The 13,759-nt window shown below is 68.2% G+C and carries 11 protein-coding genes; 4 read left to right on the top strand and 7 right to left on the bottom strand.

The window, feature by feature from the left end; all coding sequences use genetic code 11:
* Nucleotides 1-69 precede the first annotated feature (69 nt).
* The 3 genes from C9412_RS16980 (at nt 70) to C9412_RS16965 (ending at nt 3,752) form a co-directional block, all read left to right on the top strand.
* Nucleotides 70-1,269, top strand: coding sequence for an MFS transporter (locus C9412_RS16980; protein WP_107232715.1), 1,200 nt, complete (start codon nt 70-72; stop codon nt 1,267-1,269).
* Between the two features lie 453 nt (nt 1,270-1,722).
* Entirely contained in the window at nt 1,723-2,631 is a 909-nt protein-coding gene (gene pdxY, locus C9412_RS16970; protein WP_107232714.1) for a pyridoxal kinase, read from the top strand.
* Nucleotides 2,628-3,752, top strand: a complete 1,125-nt coding sequence (locus C9412_RS16965; protein ID WP_107232713.1) for a prephenate dehydrogenase — start codon at nt 2,628-2,630, stop codon at nt 3,750-3,752. The genes pdxY and C9412_RS16965 overlap by 4 nt, the downstream gene beginning before the upstream one ends.
* Before the next feature lie 320 nt (nt 3,753-4,072).
* On the opposite strand, the gene C9412_RS16960 is transcribed toward C9412_RS16965, so the two are convergent.
* The 5 genes from C9412_RS16960 to C9412_RS16940 form a co-directional block, all read right to left on the bottom strand.
* Nucleotides 4,073-4,267: a hypothetical protein gene (locus C9412_RS16960; protein ID WP_100441541.1), complete on the bottom strand. Its 195-nt coding sequence runs from the start codon at nt 4,265-4,267 to the stop codon at nt 4,073-4,075.
* 70 nt (nt 4,268-4,337) lie between these two features.
* Nucleotides 4,338-6,110: an ABC transporter transmembrane domain-containing protein gene (locus C9412_RS16955; protein ID WP_107232712.1), complete on the bottom strand. Its 1,773-nt coding sequence runs from the start codon at nt 6,108-6,110 to the stop codon at nt 4,338-4,340.
* On the bottom strand, nt 6,103-6,699 hold the full coding sequence (locus C9412_RS16950) for a YigZ family protein (RefSeq protein WP_107232711.1): 597 nt from the start codon (nt 6,697-6,699) through the stop codon (nt 6,103-6,105). The genes C9412_RS16955 and C9412_RS16950 overlap by 8 nt, the downstream gene beginning before the upstream one ends.
* Before the next feature lie 40 nt (nt 6,700-6,739).
* Nucleotides 6,740-7,705, bottom strand: coding sequence for a hypothetical protein (locus tag C9412_RS16945; RefSeq protein WP_107232710.1), 966 nt, complete (start codon nt 7,703-7,705; stop codon nt 6,740-6,742).
* Nucleotides 7,702-8,220: an RNA polymerase sigma factor gene (locus tag C9412_RS16940; RefSeq protein WP_249845006.1), complete on the bottom strand. Its 519-nt coding sequence runs from the start codon at nt 8,218-8,220 to the stop codon at nt 7,702-7,704. The genes C9412_RS16945 and C9412_RS16940 overlap by 4 nt, the downstream gene beginning before the upstream one ends.
* 247 nt (nt 8,221-8,467) lie before the next feature.
* On the opposite strand from C9412_RS16940, the gene C9412_RS16935 reads away from it, so the two are divergent.
* Nucleotides 8,468-11,308 (top strand): EAL domain-containing protein, encoded by a 2,841-nt coding sequence (locus C9412_RS16935; RefSeq protein WP_107232708.1) that lies wholly within the window; start codon nt 8,468-8,470, stop codon nt 11,306-11,308.
* A 19-nt stretch (nt 11,309-11,327) separates the two neighbouring features.
* On the opposite strand, the gene C9412_RS16930 is transcribed toward C9412_RS16935, so the two are convergent.
* A complete protein-coding gene (locus C9412_RS16930) occupies nt 11,328-11,921 on the bottom strand; it encodes a TIGR00730 family Rossman fold protein (RefSeq protein WP_107232707.1) in 594 nt (197 codons plus the stop codon).
* 178 nt (nt 11,922-12,099) lie between these two features.
* Nucleotides 12,100-13,596 (bottom strand): aminotransferase class III-fold pyridoxal phosphate-dependent enzyme, encoded by a 1,497-nt coding sequence (locus tag C9412_RS16925; protein ID WP_107232706.1) that lies wholly within the window; start codon nt 13,594-13,596, stop codon nt 12,100-12,102.
* Nucleotides 13,597-13,759: the final 163 nt, after the last annotated feature.

Below are 13,759 nucleotides of genomic sequence, written 5' to 3'. Positions count from 1 at the left end.
CCGAACGCGGCAGAAGGGAGGGGAGGGCAACCGTAGCATGCGGGGCTCGCCCCCAACCTGACTGCGTCCATGTCCGCCCTGGCTTCTCCTGCAACGACCTCACGCCCGGTGGCTCCCGGCGTGCTGGCTGCCATTTCCACCTCGCACGTCGTCAACGACATGATGCAGTCGTTGATCCTGGCCATCTACCCGGTGATCAAGGGCGGGTTCAACCTCAGCTTCACCCAGATCGGCCTGATCACGCTGACCTACCAGCTCACCGCCTCGATCTTCCAGCCGTTGGTCGGCATGGCCACCGACCGGCGCCCGGCGCCGTATTCGCTGCCGATCGGCATGGCCTCGACCCTGTGCGGCATGCTGCTGCTCGGCTTCGCGTCGAGTTATGCCGTGGTGCTGCTGGCCGCCGCGATGGTCGGCATTGGTTCGGCGATCTTCCACCCGGAGGCCTCGCGCATCGCGCGGCTGGCCTCGGGCGGCCGCCATGGCTTCGCGCAGTCGGTGTTCCAGGTCGGCGGCAATTTCGGTACCGCGCTCGGCCCGCTGATTGCTGCAGCGGTGATCGTGCCGTACGGCCAGCATGCCGCGTCGTGGTTCGCCGGCGCCGCCCTGATCGGGATCGCGTTGCTGACCTATGTCGGCCGCTGGTATGCGCTGCACCTGGGTACGCCGCGTCCGGCCAGCACTGCGTCGATGGCGCCGCGCCATCCCCCGCGCACCGTCGCCAAGGTACTGGCGATCCTGCTGGTGCTGATCTTCAGCAAGTACTTCTACATGGCCAGCATCGGCAGCTACTTCACCTTCTACCTGATCCACCACTTCGGCATTCCGGTGGCGCAGGCGCAGCTGCACCTGTTCGCGTTCCTGGTGGCGTCCGCTGCCGGTGGCTTCCTGGGTGGCCCGCTGGGCGATCGCATCGGCCGCAAGCCGATCATCTGGACTTCGATCCTGGGTGTGGCGCCGTTCGCGCTGATGCTGCCGCATGCCGATCTGCTGTGGACCACGGTGCTGGCGGTGCTGATCGGTTTCGTGTTGTCCTCGGCGTTCTCGGCCATCGTGGTGTATGCGCAGGAAATGATGCCGCACCGCATCGGCATGGTCTCCGGTCTGTTCTTCGGCTTTGCCTTCGGCATGGGCGGGCTGGGTGCAGCCGTGCTCGGCCTGCTGGCGGACAAGACCAGCATCGAATACGTCTATCAGCTGACCGCGTTCCTGCCGCTGCTGGGCATCGTGGCGGCCTGGCTGCCACCGTCGCGGCCTGCTGCGCATTGAGGGCGCGTAGGTTGCAGGGCGGGTAGTGCCGGCCGCTGGCCGGCAACAGCAACAGCTGGCTATCCGTGAGTGGGCGAGGTGGGTCCGGTTGCGGGGGACCCCGCCTTCGACAGTTTTCCGCGATCTGTCGGAAACGCTCGTAGGGTCAGATCCGTTTTCCGCAGGAAAACGGATCTGACCCCTTTTGTGTATCGATATCTGACAGATGTGTCGACCAAGGTCGACACCTACCAACAGCTGAGTGAACCTGTCGAAGGTGGGGCGGTGTCGGAGTGCGGGGTGTCAGCGGCATGGATGCCGCTGCCAAGCCTACAGGGACGTACTTGCGGCGTCCCCGCACTCCGACACCGCCCCGCCATCCCACGGGATGCCGGCTTTTGATGTTGCTGTTGCCGGCCAGCGGCCGGCACTACCAAGCCCTGCCGAACCCCTCACCGGGCGTAGAATGCGGGCATGAGCGAATCCCTTGATAATCATCTGGTCCACGGCCGCCGCCAGCGCCCCGATGGCCCATCGCCGATCGATGTCATCTCGGTCCAGTCGCAACTGGTCTACGGCCACGCCGGCAACAGCGCCGCCATACCGCCAATGCGCGCGCTCGGCGTGCGCGTGGCGGAAATTCCGACCGTCCTGCTCAGCAACGCGCCGTTCTACGACACCACGCGCGGCCGCGTGCTGCCCGCCGACTGGTTCGCCGACCTGCTGCTCGGCACCCGCGAACGTGGCCTGCCGCAGCGGGCGAAGATGCTGGTCTCCGGCTACTTCGGCAGTACCGCCAACGGTGCCGCCTTCGCCGACTGGCTGGACGAGATCCTCCCGGGCTGCCCGCAGCTGCGCTACTGCCTGGACCCGGTGATCGGCGATACCCATACCGGCCCCTACGTGGAGCCCGGCCTGGAAGCGATCTTCGCGCAGCGCCTGCTGCCGCATGCGTGGCTGGTCACGCCGAACGCCTTCGAACTCAATCGCCTCACCGGCATGCCGGCGTTGGCTGAAGCCGATGCCATTGCCGCCGCACGTACGCTGCTCGATCGTGGCCCGCACTGGGTGATCGCGCACAGCGTTGGCGGCAATCCGGGCGAACTGGTGACGCTGGCGGTCGGTCGCGAGGAAACCTGGCGCTGGACCTCGCCGCTGCTGCCGGTGGACGTGGCCGGTACCGGCGATGTGCTGATGTCGCTGGTGGTGTCGTTCCTGCTGCGCGGCGAATCGATGCAGCAAGCGATCTCGCGCGCCATTGCCGGGACCCATGCGGCCCTGGAGGCGACCCTGGAAAGCGGCTTCGAGGAATTCGATGTGATCGCCGCTGCGCCCGCTGCGCTGGCCGAGGGGACGCGCTTCCGCGCCGAACGCGTGGCATGAGCGGCCTGAACGCACGCACGCCGCGCACGGTCGGCATCGTCGGTAGTGCCGGCGCCTATGGGCGTTGGCTGACCCGCTTCTTCCAGCAGCACATGCAGCTGCAGGTGATCGGTCACGATCCGGCGGATCCGGAATCGCATAGGCCGGAACAGCTGCTGGCGCAGGCCGACGTGCTGGTGTTCTCGGCACCGATCCGGCACACGCCGGCGCTGATTGCCGGGTACGTACGGCAGTCGGCTGGCCGTGAACGCGACCGGCTGTGGCTGGACGTGACCTCGGTGAAGGAGGCGCCGGTGCAGGCCATGCTGGCCTCGCAGGCCGAGGTGGTCGGGCTGCACCCGATGACCGCACCGCCCAAGGCACCGACGCTGAAGGGCCGGGTGATGGTGGTCTGTGAAGCGCGCCTGCAGCACTGGCAGCCGTGGGTCGATACGCTGTGCGCGGCGTTGCAGGCCGAATGCGTGCGCGCAACGCCGCAGCACCACGACCAGATGATGGCGCTGGTGCAGGCGATGGTGCACGCCACCCATCTGGCCCAGGCCGGCGTGCTGCGCCAGTACCAGCCACACCTGGGCGATCTGGCCGCGATGATGCCGTACCGCTCGGCGTCGTTCGAGCTGGACACCGCGATCATCTCGCGCATCCTGTCGCTGAACCCAGCGATCTACGAGGACATCCAGTTCGGCAACCCGTATGTGGCGCCGATGCTGGAGCGCCTGGTCGGCCAGCTGCAGGCGTTGCAGGCCCAGGTCGGGCAGGGCGACGACAGCGCGCGCGACGCATTCCGTGAGCAGCTGTTGTCGGCCAACCGCAGTGCCTTCGGCGAACGGGCACTGGCCGACGGCAACTACACCTTCGAGCGGGTGGGGTACCTGCTGGCCGACCTGACCGAGCGCAATGCGCTGTCGGTGCATCTGCCGGAAGACCGGCCGGGTTCGCTGCGCGAGCTGCTGAACGTGTTCGAGCAGCATCGCATCAGCCTGGCCTCGATCCATTCTTCGCGCACGCCGGGCGGCGAAGTGCATTTCCGTATCGGTTTCGTCGCCGGCAGCGACCGGGCCGCGATTGCGCTGGCGGCGGCCGAGGTCGATGCCAGCGGCATCGGGCGTGTGCTTGGCTGAGAACATTCATCCACAGGTGGTGTGGATGGCTTCTGCGCAAACATGTGGATAACCACGCGCAGGCCTTGGCATCCAAGGCTGTCAAGATGGTTGATCAAAAATTGACCACACCTTTTTGTAGAGCCGAGCCATGCTCGGCTGCTTTCGGCCAAAGCCTGTGTCGACCAAGGTCGACACCTACCAGAAGCGCTTCGGCGGGCCATCTTGTAGAGCCGAGCCATGCTCGGCTGCTTTCGGCAAAAGTGCGTGTCGACCAAGGTCGACACCTACCAGAGCGGGACGGTGCCAATCCGGTAGCGCCGGGCCATGCCCGGCAAACCTCAGATCGTCAGCCTCAACTCGCCACCGCTGGTGGTGAATTCGCGGCCATTGCGCACCAGCAGCCGCCCATCGTCCAGCTCATAGCGCGGGGTGGCTTCGGAATGATGCCCGCTGCCATTCGCCTCGGGCTTGAACTCGATGATGATGTGGCTTTCGCCCTGGCTGTCGACGGCGGGGAACTGACGGAACGACATCGTGCACCTCCTTCAATGGATGCTGTTGATGCGCCGCCAGCTTCGCCCCGCCGATGTTAGGCGGCCGTCATCAATCGATGAACTGCAGTCGTGCCAGTTCAGCGTACAGACCGCCTTCGGCCAGCAGCTGCGCATGCGTACCTTCGGCGACGATACGGCCCTGGTCCATCACCACGATGCGGTCGGCCTTGAGCACGGTGGCCAGGCGATGGGCGATGACCAGCGTGGTGCGACCGGCCATCAGCCGCTCCAGCGCCTGCTGCACGCCGTATTCGCTCTGCGCATCCAGGGCGCTGGTGGCTTCGTCCAGCAACAGGATCGGGGCGTCCTTCAGCAGGGCACGTGCAATCGCCACGCGCTGCTGCTGGCCGCCGGACAGGCGCGCGCCGCGCTCGCCCAGCTCGCTGTCATAGCCGTGCGGCAACGCGCGCAGGAAGCCATCGGCCTCGGCCGCGCGCGCGGCGTCCTCGACCTCGGCGTCGCTGGCCTGCAGGCGGCCGTAGCGGATGTTGTCGCGTGCACTGGCCGCGAACAGCGTCGGCTGCTGTGGCACCAGCGCCAGCTGCGCGCGCAGTTCGGCCGGATCGACCTGGCGCACGTCGATACCATCGACGCAGATGCGGCCGGCGGCCGGATCGTGGAAGCGCAGCAGCATCGACAGCACGGTGCTCTTGCCAGCGCCCGACGGTCCGACCAGGGCCACGGTCTCGCCCGGGCGCACGTGCAGGTTGAAGTGGTCCAGCGCGGCCTGGTCCGGCCGCTGTGGATAGTGGAACACCACGTCGTCGAACTGGATCTCGCCCCGCAGCGGCTGCGGCAGCACGTGCGGCTGCGCCGGCGCGCGGATCTCGATGTCTTCCTGCAGCAGTTCGCCGATGCGGCCCATGCCGCCGGCCGCGCGCTGCAGTTCGTTCCAGACTTCAGCCAGCGCACCGACCGAGCCGCCGCCGATCAGCGCGTACAGCACGAACTGGCCCAGGGTACCGGCGCTGAGGCGACCATCGATGACATCGTGCGCGCCCAGCCACAGCACGCCGACGATGGCGCCGAACACCAGCAGGATGGCGCTGGCGGTGACCAGCGACTGCGCGCCGATGCGGCGCCGTGCGGCCTTGATCGCATCGCCCAGCGCGTGGTCGAAGCGGCCACGCTCGTAGGGCTCGCGTGCGTGTGCCTGTACCGTGCGCACCGCGCCCAGGGTCTCGCTGGCCAGGCTGTTGGCGTCGGCGATGCGGTCCTGGCTGCTGCGCGCAACGGTGCGCAGCTTGCGAGCGCCGATGATGATCGGCAGCACTGCCAGCGGAATGCCCAGCAGTGACCACGCGGCCAGGCGCGGGCTGGTCACGAATAGCATCGCCAGGCTGCCGACCACGGTGACACTGCTGCGCAGGGCCACCGACATGGTGGAGCCGACCACGCTGCGCAGCAGCTCGCTGTCGGCGGTCAGGCGCGAAACCAGCTCGCCGCTGCGGCTGCGGTCATGGAAGCCGGCACCGAGCTGGATCAGGTGCGCGTACAGGCGGCTGCGCAGGTCGGCCACGACCTTTTCGCCCAGCAGCGAGACAAAGTAGAAGCGCGCGGCGGTGGCCAGTGCCAGCACCACGGCGACCAGCATCAACAGGGCAAAGGCACGATTGATCTGGCCGCCGCTGCTGAAGCCGTGATCGATCATCTGCTTCACCGCCGGCGGCAGGCTCAGCGTGGCTGCCGAAGACACCGCCAGGGCCAGCAGCCAGGCACTGAACAGGCCACTGTGGCGGCGCACGAACGGCCACAACGTGCGCAGGCTGCCGAGGCGGCGCAATGGCGGGGTCGAGGCGGGGGCGCCGTCCTTGTCAGTCATCCTGGTCGTCGTCTTGTATGCGGATACGGTCACGGGTGGCGTCGCGCAGACGGATTTTCAATGCGTCGGCCTGATCGGCGGGCAATTCGACCCGCAGGCACACGCCGTTGGCATCGAACTGTTCATCGCGTTTTTCGGCGCCGAAGGCGGGCAGGGCGGCATGCAGGGTGCCCAGGTCCTCGAAGCCCGCCATCAGCTGCAGCCGGGTCATGGCCACCAGCGGCAGCCGCGGCGCGGTACGCAGGCACTCGGCGGCGGCGCCCCCATAGGCGCGCACCAGGCCGCCGGCACCGAGCTTGATGCCGCCGTACCAGCGCGTCACCACCACCATCACCCGGTCGAAGCCCTGGCCGTCGATCGCGGCCAGGATTGGCCGCCCGGCGGTGCCCGCAGGCTCGCCGTCGTCGCTGGAGCGATAGTCCTGGCCGTGCCGGTAGGCCCAGCAGTTGTGCGTGGCATCGGCCACCGCCACCTGCTGCAGGAACGCCAGTGCCGCCGTGGCACCGTCGATTGCCGTGGCGTGGGCGATGAAGCGGCTGTGCTTGACGTCCAGTGTATGGCTGGCCGGCTGGGCGAGAGTATCGGGCATCCCGCTCATTCTACGGGGTTGCCGGCCGTGGCCGCTGCTTTCACTCGTCCAGCAGCGGGCGCAGATCACGCGGCAGGCGTGCTTCCGGATACTGCTGCACGTAGCGCTCCAGGCTGGCGCGGGCAAGATCGCGCTGGCCCTGGTCGCGGCGTTCGCGGATCTTCTGCAGCCATTGCCGGCGCGGCAGGCGGGCGTCGGCGTTCACCTCGGCCTGTACTGCGTCCGCGCTGAGGCCCGCATTGCCGCTGCGGCGCATGACGCCGGGCGCCGACCGGGTGGTGGCCGCGCGCTTGCTCGCGGTGACCTCGACGCGATCCAGTGCTGGCGCCTGTTCGACGCTCGCCGCGCTGGCCATGGGTGCCGCATCGCTGTCTGCCTTCATGGCCGCAGCCGCAGCCGGTGCGGAGGCCGGCACCGGCGCCGAATAGGCAACAGGTGCAGGAGGCGCGGGCGGCGCCGGCGGCGGCAGCGCTGCAAAAGACGTGTCGGCGGCGGGTTCCGCGATGCGTGCGCGGGCGGCCTCTGCCTTCGCCGGTGCTGGCGCTGGCGTGGCTTCTGCGGGCGCGGGCCTGGCCGTGCGGGCGATGGCCGGGGCCGGAGCCGCCATGGGCGCGGCCTGCGGGGCTGCCGGTGCTGCAGCGGCCGGTTCGGGGGGCGCCATCGCGGCGTCTGCTGCACGGCTTTCAGTGGTCTGATCGGCAGCAGCCGGTGCCGCCGCCACCGCAGCTTCGCTGGCCGGGATCGGCGGAGGCTCGGGACGCAGCTGCCAGGCGATGCCGATGGCGAAGACCATCGAGGCGGCAATGCCGAACACCGCTGGCCAGCGTGGCCGCCTGCGCGGCGTGCGTGGCGACGCAGCGGTATCGACGGCCGGTGCGTCCACCGCTGCACGGGCAGCGGCCAGGATGGCGGCATCCAGCGCGGCCGGCGGTGCCTGTTCAGCGCGACGGCCGAGCAGGCGTGCCAGGTCGCGTTCTTCCGGCGTCAGCGGTTCGTCTCGGTTCATGCGTTCAATCCCGCACGCAGCTTGTCCATCGCATAGCGCAGCCGCGATTTCACGGTTTCCCGGCCCACGCCGGTGATCTGGCCGATCTCCTCCAGGCTCAGTTCCTGATCCAGCCGCAGCTGCAGCACTTCGCGCTGCTCGGGCGGCAGTTCTTCCATCGCCCGTTGGATGCGGCGACGCTGTTCGAATTCGGACAGTTCAGCTTCCGGGGTCTGGCCGTCTTCCAGCGCGGCCAGGCGCAGGTCGGCGTCGGCCGGTGCTGCCGGGCGATGGCGGGCGGCACGCCAGTGGTCGTTCAGGCGGTTGTGCGCGATACGGAACAGCCAGGTGCTGAACGCGGCCTCAGGCTGCCAGCCGGCGCGGGCACTGATGACCCGTTGCCACACATCCTGGAAGATCTCCTCGGCCAGCGCGTTGTCGCGCAGGTGCCGCAGCAGGAAGCCGAACAGGCGCTTGCGGTGGCGCGCATACAGGCTCTCGAACGCACGCAGATCGCCACCGGCCCAGGCCAGCATCAAGGCTTCATCGGTTGGCAGTGCGCTGGCTTCCACGGCATACAGGGTAAGGCCTGGAGGCGATGGCGCATAGCCGTTGGGGAGGGCGGCAAGGGCGAGGGTCATGGCGGCGAAGGGGGGGCGGGCAACAGGAAAAACGTACGGGCGCACGATTCGGGGTTCGCGGGCTTCCATTGCCCCCCGGGTGGCGCGCTATGCTCGTCGGCTCAGGGGAGGTGCCGCTCAGACGGTGCCAAGAGATTGTCATTTGTCCACGCATGTTGAACCGGCGGAAGAGCCACCACACGAGGCCGTGCTGAGCACGGCGCTGGTGCGCGCATTGCATGGGCTGTTGCCCGATCCGGCCGTGGTCCGCGTGGGCTGGGACGATCCGCAGCTGGGCAGTGGCCAAGCCGGCTGGCCGCCCGTTGCCGTAACCGCAGGCGCCGCGATCCAGGGCGGCGACGACGGCAGCCACGGTTGGGTGCACGATGGCGCGCGACTGCGTTTGTCGGTGGAGGGCGCAGTACCTTCCGCGGCATGGTGGGGGCTGGCCCGGCAGGCCATGGAGCTGGCCCTGCAGCGCGGCCGCCAGGCCGGCCAGATCAAGGCGCTGGAAGAGGCCGAGCGCCTGCAGCAGGCACTGTTCCAGATCGCCGACCTGGCCGGCGCCGACCTGGAAATGGCCGAGATGCTGCGCCATGTGCACGGCGTGCTGGGCACGCTGATGTACGCGGAGAACTGCTACATCGTCGAATACGACGACGTACGCGACCAGATCCGCTTCCTGTACTTCGCAGACCAGGTGGATGACTTCGTGGCTGATCCATCGCAGAGCCACGATGCCAGTGAGATGCCGCGCAGCCTGACCGTGGCACTGCTGCGCCATGGCAAGCCGCTCAGTGGCCCTTCGCGTGAGCTGCTGGCCCGCGTGGTCGAGCAGGAGCACGATCCGCAGCGGGGGCCGGAAAGCCTGGACTGGCTGGGCGTACCGATGCTGCGCGATGGCCGCGTGTGCGGCGCCATCGTGGTGCAGAGCTATGAACGGGCGGCCCGCTATGGTGAAGCCGAGCGTGCCCTGCTGGGCTTCGTTGCCCAGCACGTGCAGACCGCGATGGACCGGCGCCAGGCCCAGGTGCGGCTGGAGCAGCAGGTGGAGCGGCGCACGCAGGAGCTGCAGCGCGCCAACCGCAGCCTGCAGGACGAAGTGGCCGAGCGGCGCCGCGCCGAGCAGCTGCAGACCGCGCTGTACAACATTGCCGAAATGGCGATGTCGGCCGACAGCCTGGCCCAGTTCTACGGCCAGGTGCACGGCGTGGTCGGGCGCCTGCTCGACGCCCGCAACTTCTACATCGCACTGGTCAATGGCGCCGGCAATGGGCTGGACTTCGTCTACTCGGTGGATGAACACAACGCCAGCCGCGCACCGCGGCCGTTCAGTCGCGGGTTGACCGAGTACGTGGTGCGCAACCGGCGCCCGTTGCTGGCCTCGCGTGCACAGATCGATGCGCTGCTGGCCGCCGGCGAGGTGCGTGAACACGGCGCCCGCTCGCACTGCTGGCTGGGCGTACCGCTGCTGCGCGACGACGAGGTGGTCGGTGCGATCGTGGTGCAGAGCTACAGCCAGAACAGCACGTTCAGCGTGCATGACCAGCGCCTGCTGACGTTCGTCGCGCAGAACATCGGTACCGGTCTGGCCCGCCAGCGCGACCAGCAGCGGCTGCGTTCGGCGCACGCTGAACTTGAAAAGCGCGTGGAAGAGCGCACCCGCGAGCTGGCCGAGGTCAACGAGAAGCTGCTCGGCCAGATTGGCGAGCGCCTGCGCGCCGAACAGCGCTTGACCCACCAGGCGATGCACGACGCGTTGACCGGTCTGCCCAACCGCCTGCATCTGCTCGATCGGCTGCAGGACGCGCTGGCGCTGGCCCGGCGCGAGGGCGGCCCGGTGTTCGCCGTGCTGTTCCTCGACCTGGACCGGTTCAAGCTGGTCAACGACAGCATCGGCCATGCTGCGGGCGACCGCATGCTGGTGGAGGTGGCCAAGCGCATCGTATCGATGGCCGGTTCCGATGACGTGGTGGCGCGGCTGGGCGGCGACGAGTTCGCGGTGCTGCTGCAATGCCCGCAGGGGCTGGCACAGGCGCTGGACTTCGGCCAGCGGTTGCTGCTGGCCCTGCAGGAATCGATGTGGATCGCCGGGCGCGAACTGTTCCCGTCCGGCAGCCTGGGCATTGCCTTGTGGAACCCGCGCTACCGCACCGGCGAGGAGCTGTTGCGCGATGCGGATGCGGCGATGTACCGGGCCAAGGCGCAGGGCCATGATCGTTGCGCGATCTTCGATGAGGACATGCGCGAGCAGGCCATGCGCAGCCTCGATCTGGAGGCCGATCTGCGCCGTGCCATCAACAACCGCGACTTCGTGCCGTTCTACCAGCCGATCGTGCGCCTGTGCGACGGCGAGGTGGTCGGCCACGAAGCGCTGCTGCGCTGGCAGCATGAACGCCGCGGCCTGCTGCTGCCCGGCGCATTCCTCGAGCTGGGCGAGGAGAGTGGCCTGATCGAGCAGGTTGACTGGCTGATCTACGAACAGGTCATCGCTGGCCTGGCCGAGGGCGGGCAGGGCTACGTCTCGGTGAACGTATCGCCGCGCCATTTCCGCTCGGCTGGCTTCAGCACCCGCCTGTTCGGCCTGCTTGATGCCTGCGGCGCCGACCCGCGCCGGCTGCGGCTGGAGATCACCGAGGTGGCGCTGCTGGACGATGGCCCGCACACGCTGCGCATCCTGCAGGGCCTGCGCGAGCGTGGCATCCAGGTGCAGCTGGACGATTTCGGTACCGGCTTCTCGGCGCTGTCCTACCTGCACCGTTTCCCGATCAGCACGCTGAAGATCGACCAGAGCTTCATTGCCGGGCTGCACGGTCCGGAAGTGCACAGCACGCGCGCACTGGTTGAAGGCGTGCTGTCACTGGCGCGCACGCTGGGCATTGAAACCATCGGTGAAGGCATCGAAACCGAGGCGCAGCGGCAGACCCTGCGCGAACTCGGCTGTGACTACGGGCAGGGCTACCTGTTGGGCCGGCCCGCACCGTGGGCGCACGCGGCAGCCTGAGCCGCCGCGTGTTGCCGGCTCAACGCAGGGCGGCGCGGCGCTTCTCGTCGATCCACTTGGAGGCCTGGGCCGGCTGGTAATTGCGCATCCAGGCCAGCATCGCGTCGATGTCCGAGCCGTACCACAGATCGTGGCGCTGGTCCGGGTGCAGGAAGCGCTCTTCCACCATGCGATCGATCATGCCGATCAGCGGCGCGTAGAAGCCGTCCACATCGAGGAAGGCGCACGGCTTGTTGCCGATGCCCAGCTGGCGCCAGGTCAGCATCTCGAAGATTTCTTCCAGGGTGCCGAAGCCGCCGGGCAGGGCGACGAAGCCATCGGCCAGATCGAACATGCGCGACTTGCGCTCATGCATCGAGCCGACGATCTCCAGTTCGGTCAGGCCGCGATGGGCCACTTCCCAGTCGGCCAGCTGGCGCGGAATCACGCCAGTCACTTCGCCGCCGGCGGCCAGCACGGCATTGGCCACGGTGCCCATCAGGCCGACATTGCCGCCGCCGTACACCAGGCGCAGGCCATCGCGGGCGATGCGGTCACCCAGTGCAATGGCGCGTTCGGTATAGGCCGGCTTGCTGCCAGCGTTGGAACCGCAGTACACACAGATCGATTTCATGGATATTCCTGTTTCTTGGCCGGAAACGAAAACGCCCCGTCGCCGACCGAAAGGCGGTCAGCGACGGGGTGTGCGCAGAGTATGAGGCTTTCCGTAGCGTCGAGCTTGCTCGACTGCTTTTCATTCAGATCCCGGCAACGGCCCAGTCGAGCAAGCTCGACTCTACAAAAGCGGAGGCTTACGCTGCTGCGGCCTGCTCCCGGCGCGGGCCTTCACGCAGGGCGCGGCCGACCATGCCCACCAGCAGGTCCAGCTCCTCGCTGTCCATGCCGAAGTGTGGAGTGAAGCGCAGCGAGTTCTCGCCACCGTGGATCACGTTGATGCCGTGCTGGCGCAGCCATTCCTCGGTGGAATGGCTGCCGTAGCACTTGAACTGCGGGGCCAGCTCGCAGGAGAACAGCAGGCCGGTGCCCTGCACCTTGGTGATCAGGCCGCCCAGCTCGTTCTTCAGCTGCTCCAGCTTGCGCACCGCTTCGGCGCCGCGCTCGGCGATGTTGGCGCGCACCTGCGGGGTCAGCTGGGCCAGGGTGGCGCAGGCCACGTCCAGCGCGCGCGGGTTGCTGGTCATGGTGTTGCCATAGATGCCCTTGCGGTACAGCTGCGCGGCATGGTCGGTCACCGCCAGCACCGACAGCGGGTACTGCGCGGCGTTGAGTGCCTTGGAGTAGGTCTCCATGTCCGGCGGGTCCAGGCCTTCAAAGCCCGGATAGTCGACCACCGACAGCACGCCATGCGCGCGCAGGCCGGCCTGGATCGAGTCGAGCAGCAGCAGGCTGCCGTGCGCACGGGTCAGTTCACGGGCAACGGCATAGAACGACGGCGGCACCGAACGGCCCGGGTCGCCTTCGCCCATCACCGGCTCCAGGAACACCGCTTCGATGAACCACTGGTTGCGCGCGGCATCCTCGAACACCTTGCGCAGGCCGGCCTCGTCGTACGGCGCCACAGTGATCACCGAGTCCTCGCCACGGTAGCTGGCCAGGTGCTGCAGGTAGCTCTTGCGGCTGGAATCGGAGTACAGCGCCGGCCGATCGGTGCGGCCATGGAAGCTGCCCTTGACCACCACGCGCTTGATCGCGGCGCCGGCGTGGCGTGCGCCCGGGTCGGTCTGCAGCTTGGCGTTGACGTCGGCGATGCGCGCGGCCAGGCCGACCGCCTCGGAGCCGGAGTTCAGGCACATGAAGCGGGTGAACGGGCAGCCGCCACGGCGGTGGCCGATCTCCGCGCGCAGGGCACTGATGAAGCGCTGCTGCGACAGGCTGGGGGTCATGATGTTGGCCATCACCTGCGGACGCGCCATTGCTTCCAGCACCGCCTCCGGGGTGTGCCCGAAGCCGAGCATGCCGTAGCCGCCGGCGTCGTACAGCACCGCGCCCTTCAGGGTGACCACCCACGGGCCGCGCGCGGCCAGCGCCACGTACGGGGTCACCGCGTCATCGGCATAGAAGTTGACGAAACCCTCCTGCATCGCATCGATCTGCGCCTGTTCGTCCTGCGCCAGCAGCGGCCCCAGGTCGGCCTGCACGCGCGCGAATTCCTCGGCGGCGGCGTCCACGGCGGCGATCAGCTGCGGATGGTTGGCGGACAGGGCGGTCAGGGTCGCGTCGTCCAGGCCGGTGGTAAGACGAGTGCCAGGCTGGCTGCGCAGGGGGGCGAGGCGTTCGATGAAGCTCATTGCAGATCTCCTGAAACGTTGGGTCGCACGGGCCTTCAAAAGCAAAACGCGCGTCATCACGCGCGCTTGGGGGCAGGCTCGTGCAGCGGACTTCCAACTCGATGCTAGCACTTGTTTTTTTGCGCGATAACCCCGCAGAAACCTGCTGCATAGCAGCATTTTG

The organism is Stenotrophomonas sp. Nf1, assembly GCF_003028475.1.
Taxonomy (GTDB): Bacteria; Pseudomonadota; Gammaproteobacteria; order Xanthomonadales; family Xanthomonadaceae; genus Stenotrophomonas.
This window is presented reverse-complemented; position numbering and strand designations above follow the sequence as displayed.